This is a genomic window from Endozoicomonas elysicola (assembly GCF_000710775.1).
GTDB lineage: Bacteria > Pseudomonadota > Gammaproteobacteria > Pseudomonadales > Endozoicomonadaceae > Endozoicomonas > Endozoicomonas elysicola.
Map to the genome: position 1 here is coordinate 4,184,480 of NZ_JOJP01000001.1, position 18,890 is coordinate 4,203,369.

Here is an 18,890-nt window from a genome sequence, read left to right on the forward strand (position 1 = left end):
AGATATCCTTGTTAACTGTTGTAATAGAGACAGATCCGCTGATTGCCAATTTCCTGAATCTCAAAAGGGATTTCGTAGATGGACTCCATCACCTCTTTGCAGACCACTTCTGCCACGGTGCCCTCCTTGACGACCTCTCCCTGTTTCATGGCAACGATTCGGTCCGAGTAGCAGGAGGCAAAATTGATGTCGTGGATAACGATCACCACGGCCTTATTCAGCTTATGGGCCAGATCCCGCAGGGTGTGCATAATCTCAACCGAGTGCTTGATGTCGAGATTATTCAGCGGCTCATCAAGGAACACGTAATCAGTGTCCTGGGCAACCACCATGGCAATAAACGCCATTTGTCGCTGACCACCACTGAGTTCATCGAGATAACGATGCTGAAAATCAGTAATGCCCAAGTGTTCCAGAGCATTATCAATGATTTCATGGTCATTATCGTTCAACCGCCCCTGAGTGTGGGGGAAGCGACCAAACGACACTAACTCCCGTATGGTAAAACGCATATTTATGCTGTTGGACTGCCGCAACACGGCCAGGTGTCGGGCCAGCTCACGGGTATCCCACTGAGCCAGCAGTTTGTCACCGATCAGAACCTCACCCGCATCACTGCCGGTCAATCGGCTGGCCATGGACAGCAATGTGCTCTTGCCCGCCCCGTTAGGCCCAATCACCGAGGTGACTTCCCCTTTCGGAAAGAGTGCACTGGCATCCCTGACCACAAAGGTTTTACCGTATTGTTTGGATAATCCGGTTAACTTGATCACGCCGTTACCCTTAATTGATTCGGTTGCGCATCAGCAGAAAAAGAAAGTAAGAACCACCCACCAGGTTGATTAACACACTGATGGTGGTCTGGAATGTCAGCACATTTTCCACAAACCACTGACCAGTAATCAGTAACAACACCGCCAGCAAACTGCTGGCCAGAATCAAGGTGCGGTGCCGGTAGCTGCTAAACAGTTCACGGGTCAGGCTGACCACGATCAGCCCCAGAAACAATAACGGTCCTACCAGCGCCGTAGCAATGGAAACCATGACAGTGACCAGCACCATAATCCACCGGGTAATACGGATCGGGTCGACGCCAAGACTGGTGGCGTTATCAGTGCCCAGCCACAGCACATCCAGCTGGCGGGAGTAAAACATAAACCCGGCAAGACACAGGGCTAGCGGCAAGGTGCTCAGGTAAACCAGTTCCTCATTGATATTATTAAAACTCGCGAACATGGCATCCTGAACATTGGTGAATTCATTGGGGTCAATCAACATGGTCAGAAAATCAGTCACGCTGCTGAATAAACTGCTACAGATGATGCCGATCAGAATCAGGGTAAAAATATTCCGCCCCAGACGTTTAAAATAAAAATAGAACAGCAGCAGCGAGAAGCCGATCATCACGGAACAGGACAGGATAAAATTAACCATCGGGCTGGTGATCCAGGCGTGAGCACTGCCCAGCACTACGACAAACAGCACCTGAATCAGCACATAGAGGTTATCAAAACCAAGAATCGATGGAGTCAGGATACGGTTATTGGTGATGGTCTGGAACACCAGGGAGGATGAAGCAATCGCGATGGCTGCCAGGATAATCGCCAGCACTTTGGGAAAACGCAGGGAGAGAAAAAACTGATAATTGTCGACAGTCAGCCCCTGTCCGATAAACCAGGCAATCACGACTAAACAACCCAGGGCCAGCAACGTTATTTTGACTGCATCACGTTTGGCTGAATCACGCATTGGCCTTATCCCTCAGCACCAGATAGATAAATACGCCACCTCCAAAAATGCTGATAATCAGGGAAACGGGCATCTCATAGGGGAAAATCACCAGTCGCCCGAGGATATCGCAGACCAGCACGAGCACCGTGCCCCAATAGGCAGTCCAGGGCAGGATTTTCTTCATATTGTCCCCCATAAACAGCGATACCATATTGGGGACGATCAAACCAAGAAAAGGGATAACACCGACAATCATTACCACGGAGGCAGAGCTGACCGCCACCAGCGCCACACCAATCAGAACAATTTTTTCAAAATCGAGGCCAATATTTCTGGCAAAGCTCTCGCCGATACTGGCAGCACTGAACTGGCTCGCGTAGAGGTAGGCCAGCACACAGACCGGAATGGCAAGATAAAGCACCTCGTAACTGCCCTGCAGTACACTGGCAAAATTGGCCGTCGTCCAGGAAGACATGGACTGGGTCAGATCGAATCGATAGGCGAAAAATGTCGTCAGTGCCGACACCACATTCCCGTACATAATGCCAATCAATGGCACCAGCACCGCGTTTTTGAACTTCAGCCGCTGCAGGAACTTAACAAATATCATGGTACCGGAAACGGCAAAGGCGAAGATTACGCCCAGCAATGTCCATTGGGATGCATCGCTGAACAACACCAGTCCAATCACGTAGCCCAGCAGAGCACAGTCGATGGTGCCGACGGTTGACGGTGAGGCAAAACGGTTCTGGGTGACCTGCTGCATAATCAGGCCAGCAACACTGAGGCCAGCCCCAGCCAGAACAATAGCCAACAATCTGGGAATACGACTGACCAGCGTGATCGACCAGGTCTGCTGATCGCCACTGAGCAGGCTGGCCAGGGAGATATCTGCCACCCCGATAAACAGTGAGGCCGCTGCGATCAACAGCAGAATCAGCCCGGCCAGTAGTCGTTTATAGAGGAACATATCGATGCGTAGTTCAAAAACAGTGATTAATGTTTGGAAAAGCGCGCCCTATGGCACGCCAGGCGTTAGTTCAAAGCCTTCCGGATATCAGCAATGATATTGGCAGTCCCGGTAACGCCTCCGCTGGTGATGTACCAGGCACCAGGATTTACGAAGACAATTTTATGGTTCTTTGCTGCCGGGGTCGCATTCACCAGCGGGTTATTGAATGCAGTCCTGGCATTGCCATTGGCATTGCCGATGGCCTGATCGCGATCCAGTACAAACATGACATCAGGCGCTGTGGCAGCGATGTACTCAAAAGAAACCAGATTGCCATGGGCGCCTTTGGTGGCTTTCAGGCCTTTGGTCTCTTCTTCACTGGGGAAGGCTTCAGCAAAGCCAAACTCGTGAAACACCAGCGAAAATCGGCTGTCTTTATCGTACATGGCGATATTGCCGCCATTATTCATGACCATCATGGCATTCAGCCGGGCCGCCTGAACCTGACTGTGCAGCGTTTCAAGCTCGCTGCCGGTCTTCTGAATCAGAGTTTCAACCTGCTCTTCACGATTAAACAGTTTACCCAGCATACGCCAGTTTTTCTGAGTGTCCTCCCAGTAATGCCCATCCATCGGGTAGAGCATGACGGTGGGGGCGATTTTGCTGAGGTCATCGTACAGACGCAGCATACGGGTTTCAGCAATAATGATATCCGGCTTCAGGGTGTAGATGGTTTCGTAATCCGGTTCCTTCAGGGAGCCCACATTGGTGCTGCTGTTCTCGTATTTTTTCAGATAATCCGGCAAAAGCCCCTGAGGCGTACCAACCGGCTGAATGCCCAGATTGTCCAGAATATCCAGGCTGCTCAATCCAAGTACCACCACCCGCTTTGGCGTGCCATCAAGAGTCACCGTTCCCTTATAATGATTGACTTCCAGAGCGTTGGCCTGGGCTGGCAGTACCATTGAAAACATGAACATGCCGGCCATAAAAACGGCAACTGTCTTTTTTATCAATCCCAGAATTGACGTCATGATGATCGGTGACTCCGCATAAAACCGCTGGTTTTGATGACAAGACAAGCTTAAAACTTAATCTTACTGAAAACGATTCGCATTAAATGTGAAATTTAACCGCCTGGCAATAGTGGGCAGCACTTTCTTTGACCAGTGTCATCAATGACCCGATAAAGCGCCTTTCCATTTTTTCAAATATTTTCAATGCGTTGACTTTAAATGCAAATGAGAATAACTTTCATTCGCCTTTGTTTCAGGCACTCACCTTATCATCAGGAAGTATTCTATGCAGCGGTTTATGGGGCGGCACAGTCTCTTGTTTTCAGCCATGGTAGCGGCTATGCCAGTGATGGCAGAAAACAGTCACTATGGCTCACCACTGGTATTCGATCAGGTGGTGGTCACGGCCACCAAAACTGAAAACAGCCTGGCTGATGCCCCGGCCTCCATGTCGGTGATTACCAGTGAAGAGATTCAGTCCCAGCCAACCCTGGCTCTGAACGATATCGTCAAACAGTCGGTGGGGGTCGAAAGCCGAAAAGAAGGCGGCCGGGCTGGCCGGGAAACCATCAGCATCCGGGGCATGAGCAGTGACTACACCCTGATTATGGTCAATGGCCGGAAAATGAGTTCCTCCAATGCTGTTGTCCGGGGTAATGACTTTGACCTGTCAGCCATTCCTCAGGACAGTATTGAACGGATCGAGATTATCCGTGGCCCCATGTCCGCTCTCTATGGTTCAGAAGCCCTGGGTGGCGTGGTGAATATCATCACCAAACAGCCTGATAATGAATGGCGCAGTACACTGAGCGGCGACTTCTCAACGCCAGGGGACGGTAATGGAGGTGAAGAAACCATTCTCGGCCTCAATACCGGCGGTGCCCTGATAGAAGACCAGCTGTATCTCAACCTCTCGATCAATAAAAGCGACCGGGATAAATGGCAACCGTACAGCGACAGTACTGGCTTCAGTTACGATCGCTCCATCGTCACGGCGCTGGAAGAACGGGACACCCTGAATCTGACCGGTGCCCTGAACTGGTTTATTAATGAGAACCAGGCATTGGATCTGGATATTGCCTATAGCAATGATAAACGTGAGGGTAATATTGAGTCTTCCAAGGGGCTGACGCCAACTGACCAGAAAGTAAAGCGTAACAGTGCGGCACTGACCCACAGTGGCGACTGGCACTGGGGAGAAACACAACTGCGCTACTATCGGGAAGAAGTTAAGATCGGAGAACAGAATTTCACGGAAAACCAACGGGAATATGCCACTGAAACGACGGATACCATTGATGGTTCAGGATCCACAGACATAGGAAACCACCGTCTGACGTTTGGCGGCGAGATCAGTAAAAACGAGCTGGATAACCCCCGTGACTTTCTGGAAACCGGTAAGGCTGATGTCACCGAGAAAGCGCTGTTTGTACAGGATGAGTGGCAACTGGCCAAGACCTGGACACTTACCTATGGCACCCGACTCGACCACCATGAAAACTTCGGATCAGAATACAGCCCGCGCGCCTATCTGGTTCATAAGGTCACTGAGAACCTGATCATCAAGGGTGGGGCTGGCAAGGCATTCAAGGCTCCTTCCCTGCGGCAATTAAGCGAAGAATACCGCCTGAGCAGCTGTAAGGGAGGCTGCTGGATCAAAGGCAACCCGAACCTGAAACCTGAAACCAGTACCAGTTATGAGCTAGCATCCAATTACCGACAGGACACCTGGGAAATGGAAGCCGCGCTGTTCCAGAATGACGTTAAAAACCTGATTGAGCGTGATTTCGATAAACTGCTTGGCCAGGAGGATGGACGTGACGTCTACACCTACAAAAACACAGCAAAAGCCAAGATCAGAGGCCTTGAGTTATCAGGTCGGATTGCCCTTACCCGTGCCCTCTCCCTGAACGGTAACTTCACTTACACCGATGCCAAGGATGAAACCACTGGCGAAGACCTGAACAATCGACCACGCCACAATGCCAATGCGAAACTGAACTGGCAGTCCATGGAGAAACTGACCACCTTTATCCGTGCAGGCTACACCGGTGACCAGTCACTGAGCAGCACGGTGGATCTGAACGGATACTGGACTGCTGACCTGGGCGCCAATTACCAGATGACGGAATCGCTGACACTCCGTGCCGGTATCACCAACCTGACGGATAAGAGCCTTCCCCACAGCGCCGAAGTCCTGGGCTACAGCGAAGACCCAAGAACCTGGTATGCAGGCTTCACCGCTAAATTCTGAGATATAATACCAATTAAACTTTCTAAACCCGTTATGAGCATGATGGACGGGAGTGTAAGGCAATACCCTGAAGGGCATAAAGGCGAAGTGACGAGTCATAGCCGTAGCTATGGCGAGGAGCTTCAACGCAGGAAAACGCTTCAGGCCAATAGCGCAATAGGGTGTTAGAAAGTGCAATTGGTATAAATATGGTTTCAGCGGAGAGCTCCTCTGCTGAAACCTCGCTGTCTCTCCATACTGCGCATCAGTGAAGCGTTATTAATGAGTAGGGTTCATTCTCTTTTTGCTCTGAGCTCGAGGATAACGTCAACTCAACACGCCCGGAATCGATGCCAATCCTGTCCATCTCTTTTTTCAGGTAGTCGAACCGAGCCTTTTGTAATTTTCCTATTTGATCAGGCGCCTTTGGCCAATTTTTCAGCAACCACTGTTCGGCCTTTTGGACGCGTTGTTCTGGTGACTGTGCACCCACTTCAGGAATCTTCTGGTGCTGCCGTGTCGCCAAATACATCTGCTCCATTAACGTTGCCCGTACTTTGGGCGGAATGGAAGCGGCATCAGAAGGTTCCGCTGAACTTGTTGCGGAGTATAACTCCTGCAACGCCTCTTCCAGTTCATGACGAGAAAGTTCTGGTCCGTCCTGAGATTCAGAGACATTCACATCAACCAATAGGGTTAATTCGGGCCGTTGAGCCAGAACCTTTTTCAGGTGTTGCAGGTTTGTGAGTGACAACTCCGTCAATGTCGCTTTTCCAGCTTCATGATGAAGCTCAGGTTTAAGTACATGACCTGTAGAATGGGAAAGGTAGTCGAAGGGTTCACTGGCAATGGTCATAACACGCTGTCCAACCGCCAGATAGATACGCTTAGGTAATGGCGTATCCGATTTACCGGGCTTAATGGAAAAAGGGATAACGGCTTTACCCGATGCATCCGTTATCAGGGCTTTTAATAAGTTGATGGATGAAACCGGTGAGCCGGTTGATACCTTTTTGCTCTGCCAGTGAGAAATATCAACCTGACCTGCATGTTTCTGGCTGCTGTAGCTCAGATCAAACCGGGTGCCCTGCATAGTATAGCCGGCAAAGACCGAGTATTGTTTTAAAGGCCCTGCCAGACGGGCTTTGTTAAGCTGGAAAGTAAAATCATTATCTGAGTTGGATAATCGCCCACTCAACTGAACATTCCCAACATTGGCCAGTGCTGCATTCGCCTGATACTTCCAGATAGCTTTTTCCTTACCCTTCTTCGAAGCAGGCATTGCAACCAAACTTCCATTTACGTTTTCAAATATCCAGGGAGAATGGCCACGTTCTAGTTCAAGACGACTGTCGTTAATTGAAAGTGAAGTAACAACAGCAGGTAAGGTTTGCTGTAACTGAACTGGGAAGCGAAGCACCTCTCCTGTCACTGTTTCGGGCACTCTCAGGTCAAGCCCTGAAACAGACAGTTCAGCGGTAGACTGCCCAGGATCATTGGCAACAAACAGAGCATTGTTCAGTTGCCACTGCTGCCATTCGGCAGACATTCCAGACAACCTTCCCGACAACTTTCCAGACAAGAGTAGCTGCCCACTCTGCCCTTCTGCATTGCCCTTCAAGATCAAGCCGTCTCGCTTATCCCAGGACAGTGATAATGCAGCACTCATTGTCCCTGAAAGACGGTCATTGGAGAGAAGCTCATTATCAAGCGCTGGCAATACGTTAAGGGGAACGGCCTTCGCCAGCGTCGACAACGACAGATCGGCCAGCTGCAGCTCACCGCTCAGTAAACCCTCACTCACCTGATAAGAGCCAGCGAAATTCCAGTTTTCAGCATTATGGCTATCCAACTGAATCTTGAGTCTGTTGCCATCTTCTTTTGTGAGGGTCAGTTGATCAAAGCCAAGGGAATGCACTATTCCAGTGACTGAAAGACGGCCGCTGTTGACGGACAGCACTTGGAACCAGTTTGGCAGGGCATACACGGTAAGGTTCGGGTCAATGGCGATATTGGCACTGTCAAGTTCGATCGCACTGAGTGATTCGATGTTTTCACCCAACCAAGGCCCCCACCAGTGGCGATAATTCAAAACAAAACTCAACCGCTCTGCTCTGAGCTGAATGCCCTGCGCCTCGAACTCAACATCATTAACCGAGAGTGTTCGCTGCCATGGATCAAAAGCGATGTCTTTATCGATAAAGAGTTGCCCGGTCTGCTGGTTTAAGCGGGTCAGTACCCGATCAGAAACCTGGGAAAACCAGAGCCACCCGACCAGAAAGAGCCCCCCAATCAGCAGGTACGACACCAAAGCGACAGGGTTAAGCAGCAGTCTCCTTTTGGTCGGCATGGTCAACTCTTCAAGAATGGAGAAGTACGGTCAGCAAAGATGGGTCTGTATTCACCATCTCATGACTTCCTTAACAAAGGGAATGGTGAGCTTGCGCTTGGCACGCAGAGAAGCACTGTCAAGCTTCTGCAAGAGGGTAAACAGGTTGCCCATATCCCGGGAGCCACGATGAATGATGAAACGGGCTACTTCATCGCTCAGATCAAAGCCCCGGTAATGAGCCCGAAGCTTGAGCGCCGAGACTTTATCCCGATCGTCCAGAGGGTGAACCTGAAAGACCATGCCCCAGCCCAGACGGGAAACCAGATCCTGAAGTTGAATACCCAACGCCCTGGGAGGATTGTCAGCCGCCACCAGAAAACGGGTTTTGGAGTCCCTGAGACGGTTAAAGAGATCAAACAACGCCTCTTCCCATTCATCGATGCCGGCAACTTCGCCAATATCATCCAGACAAACCAGCTGAAGACGCTCAATACCCTCCAGAAGCTTTGGGGAGTAGTGAACCAGTTCTTTCATGGGCAGATAAATGCTTCTGCCACTGCGGCGGTCCACCTGATGACAGGCCGCCTGAAGCAGATGGCTGCAACCAACCCCTTTGGGACCATAGAGGAAAATAAACTGTTCGGATTCAATGCCAGGAACCGATCTATCCATATCCAAAAGATTGACCAGCGTTTCATTTCGCCCACTGTAAAAGTTGGCAAACGTGGCATCGTCTCTTAACTGGACACTGAGCGGTAGCTGCACAGGCAAACTCATAATGGACATCAAATCCGTAAAGGTAGTGTGAGTTCTCTTTTCTGATCACTTCTTCACTGTCGCTGTAACAGTTTCAGATGATGACAACAGAAACTGCAAAGTTACAAAAGACAGGAGCACAATAAAACCGTTCAATTATCAACCGGCATTGATCGACATCAATAGACCGGTTAATAAATCCCCTTTCACCGTATTATGCAACCGCTTGTATCATATCTGGGCTGATTTTTGAAAGAAAAAGCGTGTGACAGCAAAAGTGTATCAGTCTTTTTCTTCGGCTGCTCCAGCATGATAAAGGTCACTGGCCTTATAGTTTCTATGCAGATGGCGCAAGAGTACCATAATAATTGCGGCCATGGGCAGGGCTATCAGCATTCCGACAAAACCAAACAGCTGGCCACCGGCCATCAAGGCAAAAATAACGGCAACGGGGTGCAGACCAATCTTATCACCCACCAGCAAAGGCGTCAGAACCCAGCCCTCCAATGCCTGCCCCACCATAAAAACAACAACAACAAGAGACATGCCCATATAGCCATCGAACTGGAAAAATGCGACAACAATAGCGGCAGCAAACCCCAGGACAAATCCCATATAGGGGATGATGCTGGCCAACCCAGCGAGCATACCGATCAGAATGGCAAATTGTAGCCCAATCATGGTCAAGCCAAGGCTGTATATCACCCCAAGTGCCAGCATGACCATCAGCTGCCCTTTGAGAAATGCACCCAGTACTTCATCACACTCATTCACCAGCGCCACAGCCACAGGCTCGACGTTTCTGGGCAGCATCATTTTCAGGTTGCCAACCATCTTGTCCCAATCTCGCAGCAGGTAAAAAGTCACAACAGGAATAAGAAAAAGGTTAGCCACAAAGCCAATCAGGGCAATGGATGACCTGGACACTGAAATACCAAAACTGGCCAGAAGCCCACCAGCCTTCTGCCACTGACCGGCCAGCCTTTTGGAGATTTCACCAAAGTCGAAAAGAGAAGCATCAATCTCAATGTATTTCTGAATATAGGGGAGCACATTGGTCTCAATCCAGGCTTCCCATACGGGTAACAAATGAATCACTGTCTTCACCTGGTGTGCCAACGTTGGAATTACAACCAGTAATGCTGTAATTATTACGCCAAAAATCAACAAAAAGACGCAGACCACCGATAGGGTTCTGGACAGACCTTTGGATTCCAGCCAGTCAGCCAGAGGGTCGCCCAAATACGCCAGTACCATACTGACAACGAAAGGCGTCAGTACCGGCCCAAGAAAATGAACGACCAGAAAAAGAACCAGCGCAACCACTGCGGTCATATAGCGCTGATGAAGAGTAAGGTTCATCGTTAATGTCCTTGTGTAGAAACGCCGTCGTGATTAATCACGATTACATTTGCGAGCCCGGCGTAGCCCTTTCCTTCCCCATTCAACAACATACTGTAAACCGCTACCAATGGTAAACAGCGCTACCACAGGCTGAAGTATCATCACAGGCTTTGTATAGTTCAAAGCAACTGAAATCAGGGCCGTCATTATCAGACTGAGCTGGAATAAAGTACACAATTTACCCAGCACACTTGGTTTGAACTGGATAGTACCTACAACCCAACGATAAATGAATGAACCAGAAATAATCAGGATATCACGACCAATCACCAACAGCGTCAGCCAGACAGGAATCACCTTAATCAAGGTTAACGATAAAAATGCTGACACCAGCAAGACTTTATCCGCCATAGGGTCCAGCATAGCGCCCAGTCGGCTCTGCCAGCCATAGTGTCGGGCAATAAAACCATCAAGGGCATCCGATAACGCAGCAAAAAGAAACAGGGAAAGAGTCCACACGGGTTTTTCTGACAGAATCGCAAAGGAGACCGGACCAGCCAATAGCAGACGAAGTAAGGTCAGTATATTGGGTAAATATTTCAATTTCACCACGATACTCAGTATTCAGTTCTTACTTAAAGAGACCCGATATCAATGAAGGTTCTTGTTATTCTTTTGATATTTTCAGTATTCCGTGCTGAAACATGCTTTTCATCACAAAATTTATCAGAGCCAGATACTCGAAAGTACTGGCTACTTTAGTTCAACACACCCGTCCCTTCATCGAGACCAGCGGTACACCATTACTGATGAGCCCGTATCACTAACACCCTGCATACCTGAAGACACGGCTCGAAGATTACGTCCCAAAGCGAGAGAATCTGCAAGTTGCCTCTCTGAGCCATCAATAGTCAGCTCAAGCTCTACAGTAGAGCCATTAACCTTGTGTACAGAAACGCCACGGATAGCCGTCATTCTCCCAAGATACTTATGTAACGCTGCATAGTCTTCAAGACTGGAAACATTTTCAACCATCAGCAGTGTCTTACCACTGGCATCGGATGCATCAATGCCATAGTGCCGGGATAGCGTCGAACCTACGAGATCTGCTGCAAGCTGGGTAACGCCAACCGCATCCAGGCCATCCACTGCAACAGACTGACTAACACCACGAAATATCAGACTCAGTCGACCATAAAATAGTTCATTGTCTTGTGACAGAGAACGAGACAAACGCCCAGCCAGAATAGACTCAGAGCCATAGCGGCGAGATGCTTCCTGAATCTTTCCACTGAATCCTCCCCACACATCAACAGCAGAAATCGCAGCCGAATCCTCAAAATCCATCAATGGAAAGAGTACGGGTAGACCACGCTCTTGAAAGCTCTCAGCAAAAATATCAGGAAAGGCTTCAGAGGCATTAATAATTGAACGTCTTCCACCATTCTCTATAGCAAGCCACACCAGTGTAGAAGGTCGACTCTGCCCCCAAATCGCCACATTTGCACTACGCAGCAAACGATTTACCGCCTTTTCATCAAAGGTGGCCTGAAAAACCTGCTGACGATTCAGCGAAGTATCATCTATACGAAAGCCAAACCTGCGAATATACGTTTCAGGTTTGGACATGGCACTCTGAATAACACTGTTCGACAGCACCTCACGCTGACCAGCCACCTTGACCAGCACCCCTGCCAGCGCACGGCTCATCGCATCAGCACGCTCTTTATAACCCTGCCCCGTTACCGGCACCTCCTGACTGTATAACCCCTTCACCATGGCGGCTTCTGTTGGGCCTGGCAGAGAAGCCAGCACCAGAAAGCTTAACGTCAGGCAGGCAATCCGACCACCTGAGCGCACTCCCAGCATTAAAGAACGGGTCAATTGACTCGTTAGCTCTTGATAGAAAGCTTTGCATTGCATAGCCACAGGCATCTAAAAAACCCTGTTCATAAAAATCAAATGACTGTAATTCTGCCACAACTTACAAGAAAAATACTGTTTTTACACGGCACCCCGCCCTCCTCTATGCTTTGTGACCAGTATTGACCTACCACAAGGAGAGGACAGATTTCCCCATTAAGATGTCTGAAAAGTGCGACAAATCAGTAACAACATTGCGATAAACCCCGCACCCTCCTAGAATAGCCGCCTTCATCCACCCAAACAGCCCTGGATTGGAAATGGCTTCTGGCTGGACGCAGCCTTGGGTCAGGCTCATTCCTGGCAAAAGAAAACCGCTACCGGTTATCCCCGGTGGTAGCAAGCTCTGGCAACAAGCGGATTCATATCAATGAACAAATCGGATTCCAGAACCTCCCTGAGTTACAAGGATGCAGGTGTCGACATCGACGCTGGAAACGCTCTGGTCGAGCGAATTAAACAGGTTGCAAAAGCCACTTCACGCCCGGAGGTGATGGGTGGACTGGGAGGTTTTGGAGCACTCTGCCAACTGCCATCAGGCTATCGGGAGCCGGTCCTGGTTTCCGGCACTGACGGTGTGGGCACCAAACTAAAGCTGGCCATGGATCTTGGCATGCATGACGACATTGGTATCGATCTGGTCGCTATGTGCGTCAACGACCTGCTGGTCTGTGGAGCAGAGCCCCTGTTCTTTCTGGATTACTATGCCACAGGCAAACTGAATGTGGATGTAGCTGAGCGGGTTGTCACCGGCATTGGCAAGGGCTGTGAACAGTCAGGTTGCGCCCTCATTGGTGGAGAAACCGCTGAAATGCCTGGCATGTACCAGGGTGATGACTACGACCTTGCCGGCTTCTGTGTTGGCGTAGTAGAAAAGTCAGAAATCATTGATGGCAGCAAAGTATCAGCAGGCGATGTTCTGATTGGGCTGAAATCCAGTGGCCCTCACTCCAATGGCTACTCCCTGGTTCGAAAAGTACTGGAAGTTGCCGGTGTGGATCTCAACGGTTCACTTGAAGGAAAGCCGCTTGCAGAACATTTGATGGCCCCGACCCGCATTTACGTAAAATCACTGCTGCAACTGCAAAAAGAGCTGCCTATTCATGCCATGGCACACATTACCGGTGGCGGTCTGCCAGAGAACCTGCCAAGAGTTATTCCCCAGGGTTGCCGTGCTGTGATTAACACACAGAGCTGGGAAATTCCGGCGATCTTCCGTTTCCTTCAGGAAAAAGGCAATATTGACGCTTTTGAGCTGTACCGGACGTTTAACTGCGGTATTGGCATGGTTCTTTGCGTTCCCAAGAGCCATCAGGAGCAGGCTGTTAACCGTCTGGCAGAGCTGGGGGAAGAAAGTGTCATTATTGGCCACATCGAAGCAACTGATAGTGATGCTGAGCCTGTAATCTTTCAATAACAGCGTCCAATGATCGGAACTTTTAAGATTTCTTTCTGACCAATATCAGGACTGCTTCCCAGGAGTCTGTCGGACTTAGCCGACAGGCTCCCAGAGGCCGTTCAGCTCGGCTCTGAACACACAAACCATCGAAAACCATTCAGGAAACAGCAGTGAGCGAGAAAAAGCGAGTTGTCGTTCTGCTATCAGGAAACGGCAGTAACCTTCAGGCACTTCTGGATCAAGAGCATAACCACAGTTATCAAATTGTTGGCGTCATCAGTAACGTGCCAGAAGCCTATGGGCTGGAAAGAGCAAGACAGCACAAAGTTGCAGCCCTTGGCCTGGACTACAAGGTATTTTCTTCCCGGGGCGCCTTTGACCAGCGCTTGGTTGAGGAGGTTAAGCGCTTTGAGCCGGACCTTGTGGTACTGGCCGGTTATATGAAAATTCTCAGCCCAGAGTTTGTAGAAAAATTCGCTGGCAGACTGATCAATGTTCATCCATCCCTGCTACCTGAATACAAAGGCCTTGGCACCTATCGCCGAGTACTTGCCGATAAAAAGACCCGGCATGGCTGTACCGTCCACTTTGTAACACCCGAGCTGGACAGTGGTGCCCATATCATTCAGGCTTCACTTAATGTCGAGCCCACTGATAATGAAGAAAGTCTGAAGCAGCGTGTTCAGGCCATGGAGCATCAGATTTATCCTCTGGCTGTACATCTGATTACCTCTGGCAGACTTCAGCTGAAAGGTGACAAAGCGGTACTGGATGATCACCCCATTGACCCACTGGGCTACCAACTGCAGGAAAACGCCCTGGAACTGGCATGATTAATCAGGTTCAACCATTTTTTCATCGCCTCAAAGCGAACATGAAAAACTCAATGACGACTCACCTCAGCCAATACAGAGCGCGCTCTCTGAGCGCTGTACTGGCCATGTCGTTATTGGCCGTGGGAAATACGGGTTTTGCCGCCACCAGCACAAACCCGAGGCAAAGCCCCGACCGGGTGAAAGCCCCTGCTTTCACGCTCAAGCCCTATTCGGCGACCTACAAGGCATCCATCAAAGGTGTACCCTTTGGAGGTTCTGGCGAACGATCTCTGACCAAAAATGCGGACGGCACCTGGACGCTTGAGTTCAGTGCCGATGCAGCTTTTTTTGGCATGAAAGAAACCAGCCATTTTGCCAGTGAAGGTGCACAGCTGGTCTCCAATCAGTACGTTCAACAACGAACCGGTCTTGGGAAAAAACCAACGGAATACGCCACCTTTGACTGGACCAGCAATAAGGTTAACTGGCAACAGGGGGACAGACAGTGGTCGATGGACCTGAAACCGGAAACACTGGACAACCTGAGTTATCAGCTGAAATTGCGTATGGATCTGACTGCTGCCCATGGCAAACAGCTGAGCTATGACGTTGCCGATGATGATGAAGTCTATCAACGTAAATTCATCATCGAAGGCGAAGAGACATTAAAAACCGACCTGGGCAACCTGAAAACCGTCCGGGTAAAAATTCAGCGCAAGAGCGACAATCGTGCCACCTGGATCTGGTTTGCCAAAAACTACGACTACTTTCTGGTAAAGCTACTGCAGGAAGAAAAAGGCACGGCCTATACCATTGAGATCAAAGAGGCTTCCATTGATGGCAAGCCACTGAAAAAGAAACAAACGACAAAACTGTCTGAAAGACCTAAACATCCCTGATCCATAGATTTCTTATACCTAAAACCTGAAGGAGCCTGAAGTGCGATTTCTTCACACCATGCTGCGTGTCGGTAACCTTGATCGATCCATCCAGTTTTACACTGAAATTCTCGGTATGAAGCTGCTGAGAAAACACGATAACAAAGAGTATAAATACACCCTCGCTTTTGTTGGCTATGCCGATGAGTCTGAACAGGCCGTGATTGAACTGACCTACAACTGGGGCACTGAAAAGTACGATCTTGGCAACGCTTTTGGTCATGTCGCTCTGGGTGCTGATGATATTTATGCCACCTGTGACACCATCCGCAAGGCTGGCGGAAAGATCACTCGCGAGCCGGGCCCTGTTCTCGGTGGTTCTACTGAAATTGCGTTTGTAGAAGATCCGGATGGCTACAAAATAGAACTGATTCAATCCAAAGCCGCTTCTGAAGGTCTTAACGGCTAGTCCTGACTTTCTTTCTAATCGAGCAGAGTGGTAAATTAGTTCTGTGGAGCTAACTTATACCCTATGGATTTCAAGTTGCTGCGCGGCGGCAAATGAGCGAAGCCATGGGAGCATAGAAATACTATGTGACCATGGTGAACGAATGCAGCCGACAAAGTAGCAGCTTGAAAGGCGACGGGTATAAGGATTCACAGAACTAATAAACGACATGGATGCCACGATGCCACGTCTTCGCAACCTCATCTTACTGACTGCGTTATCATCACCGCTGATCACCAGCTGCTCGACTGAGCAGGCGACCAGCTATGCGGCCAACTACGTTACCAAAGCGGCTCTGAAAGAACTCAGACCTGCTGGTGATGTTATTTCCGTTGGCATCGATCTGGAAAAGGATGTTATCGCCTTTGAAGCACTGGTTCGCATCTTAATCAAAGAGGCCAGAGTGACCTGGGGTGATGAGAAAAAAGCCAGCAGTAAAGAGTATGTGAAATACACCAATCACTACCGCACCCGGGTTTTCGTGGACTTTGAATCCGGCAAAGTCCACGTGGAAACCGTAGACCGCTCAGACCTGAGAAAGGCAATAGCCGCCATATTGCTAACACCTTATGCGCCAGATCAGGTTGACCTGTTCAGCGATAAAGATGTCCCTGTTGGTGAAGAGCCCATGCTCTATCATCAGGTTCTCGACCATGAGAACCAGCCCATTCGATGGGAGTGGCGCGCCCTGAGGTATGCCGACTACCTGATTCAGAATCAGCTGACAACACACAGTACCCCCAAAGGCCTTGCCTATGCCGTGAATTTTAACCTGGTGGATGATCACCTGTCTCAACGACAGTACCAATATGCCAGCTTGGTTCGAAAGCACGCTCGAATATACGGAGTAGAAGAGAGCTTGATCTATGCGGTAATTCGAACTGAAAGCAGCTTCAACCCCTATGCAGTCAGTTCATCGAATGCCTATGGACTGATGCAAATCATTCCAAGAACAGCGGGTCGCGATGTTTTCGACAAGGTGAAAAATAAGCCTGGTCAACCCAGCAAAAACTGGCTCTTTCAGCCCCATAACAATATCGATACCGGAACGGCATATCTGTCTCTGCTGGAAAATCACTACCTGAAGAACATCAGAGACCCATTGTCACGGAAATATACGATTATCTCCGCCTATAACGGGGGCGCCGGTAATGTATTTGCCACCTTTGACCGCAACCGAGAGCGCGCCATACAGAAAATCAATGGTCTAAAACCCAACCAGGTGTATTGGGCGCTGACACAGCGACACCCACGAGGGGAAAGCAGACGGTACTTGGAAAAAGTCTCTACAGCTCAGAAGGATTTTTATAAAGGGAATATATAATTCCCTGAATGACTTCCTATTTTCACCACAAAGGCACGAAGCCACAGAGGAAATAAAAAATCTTTTCCTCTGTGGCTTCGTGCCTTTGTGGTAAGTTTTTTCTTTATAGGAGTTCTTTCAGCATATTTCTAAGAACCTTCCTCAGACGATTTCTGTACTTCCGCCGTTTTAGTGAACACCAAAATCTGACTAAAATAGGGATTTTTATATTTTTTGAAATACACTAGCCAAACAAGTTATTAACTGACTTTTAATAATTTTCTAAGTTTTTAAAACTCTAAGAAACATAACATCAACAAAAAATGGATTTTTATGAGCAAGTACGAAACATGGAGGACAAGGCAATACTGGCATTCAGTAGGTGGTTATTTAATAGAAGAATTCCACGCAATAAAACCCGATAAAGCAATCCAGGTTCACAAAAGAGCTATTGATGGAATCATTGTTTTAGGCATAGAAAAGGGAAGACAAGCTGGCGAGCAATATGATTTTCAAAATAAAGATATCATCGTTGTTCAGACAAAAAAAAATACCCTGGGTATGCATTTGATGGGACAGGCTTATTTTTCTGCAAAAATCATGGAACGCTTCCAGCCAAAATCTATAAAATCCGTAGCCATTTGTGGATCCCCTGACTCAGAGATGCAAGCCCTATGCGATCAACATAATATCGAAGTTATTATCATCCCTGAATCAGATAAGCCTGATAATTAATCCATATGCTCTAAGCCCCCGCAAAAAAGGGGCAGATTTTTCATCCTACACTAATAAAAAATTGTCCCCTACCCTCCCTCACCAAACCTGGGAAGCTTTCCCCCCATAGAGGCAAAACCAGAGTTTTGATACTAGCCTTTATCCTTCTCTCTTATAGAAGAGGTTGGTTAGATGGTTAAACAAATCTTCAACGACAGAGTCTTGGTGTTAACGCTGTTTTGTCTATTATCCCAATGGGTCCAGACAGCCCCTGCCAACAGTCAGTGCGCCAGCGGTTTAAGTGCCGGTAATATTTCAGTCACGCTTGAGGGACGTGGTTTCTTTTTAGCGACGGATCAGGTGAGTTACGATCAGGATAAAAAACTGACTGTGGTTGCTCCACAGGCAGCCTGGTTAGACGACATGAAGCCAGAGCATTTGCAGCAACTGAAAGATTTCAGCCTGAATGATTTGTCGGAGCTGGCTGGACTGATGAACAAGGGAATCCAGAAATCGCCTTTGGTTATCGATATCAGCATCCGGCGGTTTGACAATGATTCCATCATCATGAAACCACTGGATGTGAATGCGGTCGACTACGAGAACGGTAATTTACTGCTGACACTGAATCGTCCGGTGAATATCCCGCCAGTACTTGAGAATACTTCCATTCTCTTCAGAACCTGGCATCAGCCAACCGAGGATTCGTTGTCTACCGCGCTCGGAGGGCCAAGACCGATGAAAGCCGTTTGCTGCGACTGCAGTGGTGGCTGTGCCGCTTTATGGATTTTACTCGCGTGGTGTACGAAGTGTGTCAGCTTTCAGGGTGGTGAATACTGTTGCTCATCTTGCCATATGCCGCCAGCACCGGGAGAAACCTGCCCCTGATTTTTCTGACGTCTAATGATTAAACCTCTGCCTGATGCCGGGTACGAAACTGGAGTCAGATCTTTCATCGTGCATTGATAAGTAGTCCAGCCCCAACC

General features: G+C 48.9%; 17 protein-coding genes. 8 read left to right on the top strand and 9 right to left on the bottom strand.

Features of this window, described 5'->3' with window-relative positions; genetic code table 11:
- Positions 1 to 11: 11 nt before the first annotated feature.
- From GV64_RS17670 to GV64_RS17685, 4 genes are all read right to left on the bottom strand, one after another.
- Positions 12 to 773, bottom strand: coding sequence for an iron ABC transporter ATP-binding protein (locus GV64_RS17670; protein ID WP_020584810.1), 762 nt, complete (start codon positions 771 to 773; stop codon positions 12 to 14).
- A 10-nt stretch (positions 774 to 783) separates the two neighbouring features.
- Positions 784 to 1,749, bottom strand: a complete 966-nt coding sequence (locus GV64_RS17675) for an iron chelate uptake ABC transporter family permease subunit (RefSeq protein WP_020584811.1) — start codon at positions 1,747 to 1,749, stop codon at positions 784 to 786.
- Positions 1,742 to 2,701 carry an ABC transporter permease gene (locus GV64_RS17680; RefSeq protein ID WP_020584812.1) on the bottom strand — a complete coding sequence of 320 codons (960 nt, stop codon included), beginning with the start codon at positions 2,699 to 2,701 and terminating at the stop codon, positions 1,742 to 1,744. Before GV64_RS17680 ends, GV64_RS17675 begins: the two co-directional genes overlap by 8 nt.
- A gap of 65 nt (positions 2,702 to 2,766) precedes the next feature.
- On the bottom strand, positions 2,767 to 3,717 hold the full coding sequence (locus tag GV64_RS17685; RefSeq protein WP_020584813.1) for a siderophore ABC transporter substrate-binding protein: 951 nt from the start codon (positions 3,715 to 3,717) through the stop codon (positions 2,767 to 2,769).
- Between the two features lie 268 nt (positions 3,718 to 3,985).
- Here GV64_RS17685 and GV64_RS17690 point away from each other — a divergent pair, with 268 nt between their 5' ends.
- Entirely contained in the window at positions 3,986 to 5,953 is a 1,968-nt protein-coding gene (locus tag GV64_RS17690; RefSeq protein ID WP_020584814.1) for a TonB-dependent receptor domain-containing protein, read from the top strand.
- Positions 5,954 to 6,197: 244 nt separating this feature from the next.
- Here GV64_RS17690 and GV64_RS17695 read toward each other — a convergent pair whose 3' ends face one another.
- From GV64_RS17695 to GV64_RS17715, 5 genes are all read right to left on the bottom strand, one after another.
- Entirely contained in the window at positions 6,198 to 8,282 is a 2,085-nt protein-coding gene (locus GV64_RS17695; protein WP_020584815.1) for an AsmA family protein, read from the bottom strand.
- 51 nt (positions 8,283 to 8,333) lie between these two features.
- Positions 8,334 to 9,050 carry a DnaA regulatory inactivator Hda gene (gene hda / locus GV64_RS17700; protein ID WP_020584816.1) on the bottom strand — a complete coding sequence of 239 codons (717 nt, stop codon included), beginning with the start codon at positions 9,048 to 9,050 and terminating at the stop codon, positions 8,334 to 8,336.
- A gap of 252 nt (positions 9,051 to 9,302) precedes the next feature.
- A complete protein-coding gene (locus GV64_RS17705) occupies positions 9,303 to 10,382 on the bottom strand; it encodes an AI-2E family transporter (protein WP_020584817.1) in 1,080 nt (359 codons plus the stop codon).
- A gap of 33 nt (positions 10,383 to 10,415) precedes the next feature.
- The gene (locus GV64_RS17710) at positions 10,416 to 10,973 is read right to left on the bottom strand and encodes a CDP-alcohol phosphatidyltransferase family protein (protein WP_020584818.1); all 558 of its coding nucleotides are present in this window, start codon (positions 10,971 to 10,973) and stop codon (positions 10,416 to 10,418) included.
- A 171-nt stretch (positions 10,974 to 11,144) separates the two neighbouring features.
- Positions 11,145 to 12,299 (bottom strand): DUF2066 domain-containing protein, encoded by a 1,155-nt coding sequence (locus tag GV64_RS17715; protein ID WP_020584819.1) that lies wholly within the window; start codon positions 12,297 to 12,299, stop codon positions 11,145 to 11,147.
- Between the two features lie 358 nt (positions 12,300 to 12,657).
- Between GV64_RS17715 and purM the strand changes: the two genes are divergently transcribed.
- From purM to GV64_RS17750, 7 genes are all read left to right on the top strand, one after another.
- Positions 12,658 to 13,704, top strand: a complete 1,047-nt coding sequence (purM, locus tag GV64_RS17720) for a phosphoribosylformylglycinamidine cyclo-ligase (protein WP_020584821.1) — start codon at positions 12,658 to 12,660, stop codon at positions 13,702 to 13,704.
- Between the two features lie 152 nt (positions 13,705 to 13,856).
- Positions 13,857 to 14,519: a phosphoribosylglycinamide formyltransferase gene (gene purN / locus GV64_RS17725; protein ID WP_020584822.1), complete on the top strand. Its 663-nt coding sequence runs from the start codon at positions 13,857 to 13,859 to the stop codon at positions 14,517 to 14,519.
- Positions 14,516 to 15,400: a DUF3108 domain-containing protein gene (locus GV64_RS17730; protein WP_020584823.1), complete on the top strand. Its 885-nt coding sequence runs from the start codon at positions 14,516 to 14,518 to the stop codon at positions 15,398 to 15,400. The genes purN and GV64_RS17730 overlap by 4 nt, the downstream gene beginning before the upstream one ends.
- Before the next feature lie 40 nt (positions 15,401 to 15,440).
- On the top strand, positions 15,441 to 15,848 hold the full coding sequence (gene gloA / locus GV64_RS17735; protein WP_201772499.1) for a lactoylglutathione lyase: 408 nt from the start codon (positions 15,441 to 15,443) through the stop codon (positions 15,846 to 15,848).
- Positions 15,849 to 16,068: 220 nt separating this feature from the next.
- Positions 16,069 to 17,211: a membrane-bound lytic murein transglycosylase MltC gene (mltC, locus tag GV64_RS17740; protein ID WP_033403694.1), complete on the top strand. Its 1,143-nt coding sequence runs from the start codon at positions 16,069 to 16,071 to the stop codon at positions 17,209 to 17,211.
- A gap of 312 nt (positions 17,212 to 17,523) precedes the next feature.
- Complete coding sequence (locus tag GV64_RS17745) at positions 17,524 to 17,925, top strand: hypothetical protein (protein WP_020584826.1); 402 nt, start codon at positions 17,524 to 17,526, stop codon at positions 17,923 to 17,925.
- A gap of 171 nt (positions 17,926 to 18,096) precedes the next feature.
- Positions 18,097 to 18,792 (top strand): hypothetical protein, encoded by a 696-nt coding sequence (locus GV64_RS17750; RefSeq protein WP_020584827.1) that lies wholly within the window; start codon positions 18,097 to 18,099, stop codon positions 18,790 to 18,792.
- Positions 18,793 to 18,890: the final 98 nt, after the last annotated feature.

Excerpts from the sequence above, each read along its gene's own strand:
- mltC (WP_033403694.1), top strand. The coding sequence starts at position 16,069 with ATGCCACGTCTTCGCAACCTCATCTTACTGACTGCGTTATCATCACCG.
- GV64_RS17730 (WP_020584823.1), top strand. The coding sequence starts at position 14,516 with ATGATTAATCAGGTTCAACCATTTTTTCATCGCCTCAAAGCGAACATG.
- GV64_RS17695 (WP_020584815.1), bottom strand. The coding sequence starts at position 8,282 with ATGCCGACCAAAAGGAGACTGCTGCTTAACCCTGTCGCTTTGGTGTCG.
- GV64_RS17675 (WP_020584811.1), bottom strand. The coding sequence starts at position 1,749 with ATGCGTGATTCAGCCAAACGTGATGCAGTCAAAATAACGTTGCTGGCC.
- hda (WP_020584816.1), bottom strand. The coding sequence starts at position 9,050 with ATGTCCATTATGAGTTTGCCTGTGCAGCTACCGCTCAGTGTCCAGTTA.
- GV64_RS17680 (WP_020584812.1), bottom strand. The coding sequence starts at position 2,701 with ATGTTCCTCTATAAACGACTACTGGCCGGGCTGATTCTGCTGTTGATC.
- GV64_RS17705 (WP_020584817.1), bottom strand. The coding sequence starts at position 10,382 with ATGAACCTTACTCTTCATCAGCGCTATATGACCGCAGTGGTTGCGCTG.
- GV64_RS17750 (WP_020584827.1), top strand. The coding sequence starts at position 18,097 with ATGGTTAAACAAATCTTCAACGACAGAGTCTTGGTGTTAACGCTGTTT.
- purM (WP_020584821.1), top strand. The coding sequence starts at position 12,658 with ATGAACAAATCGGATTCCAGAACCTCCCTGAGTTACAAGGATGCAGGT.
- GV64_RS17690 (WP_020584814.1), top strand. The coding sequence starts at position 3,986 with ATGCAGCGGTTTATGGGGCGGCACAGTCTCTTGTTTTCAGCCATGGTA.
- GV64_RS17715 (WP_020584819.1), bottom strand. The coding sequence starts at position 12,299 with ATGCCTGTGGCTATGCAATGCAAAGCTTTCTATCAAGAGCTAACGAGT.
- GV64_RS17685 (WP_020584813.1), bottom strand. The coding sequence starts at position 3,717 with ATGACGTCAATTCTGGGATTGATAAAAAAGACAGTTGCCGTTTTTATG.
- GV64_RS17745 (WP_020584826.1), top strand. The coding sequence starts at position 17,524 with ATGAGCAAGTACGAAACATGGAGGACAAGGCAATACTGGCATTCAGTA.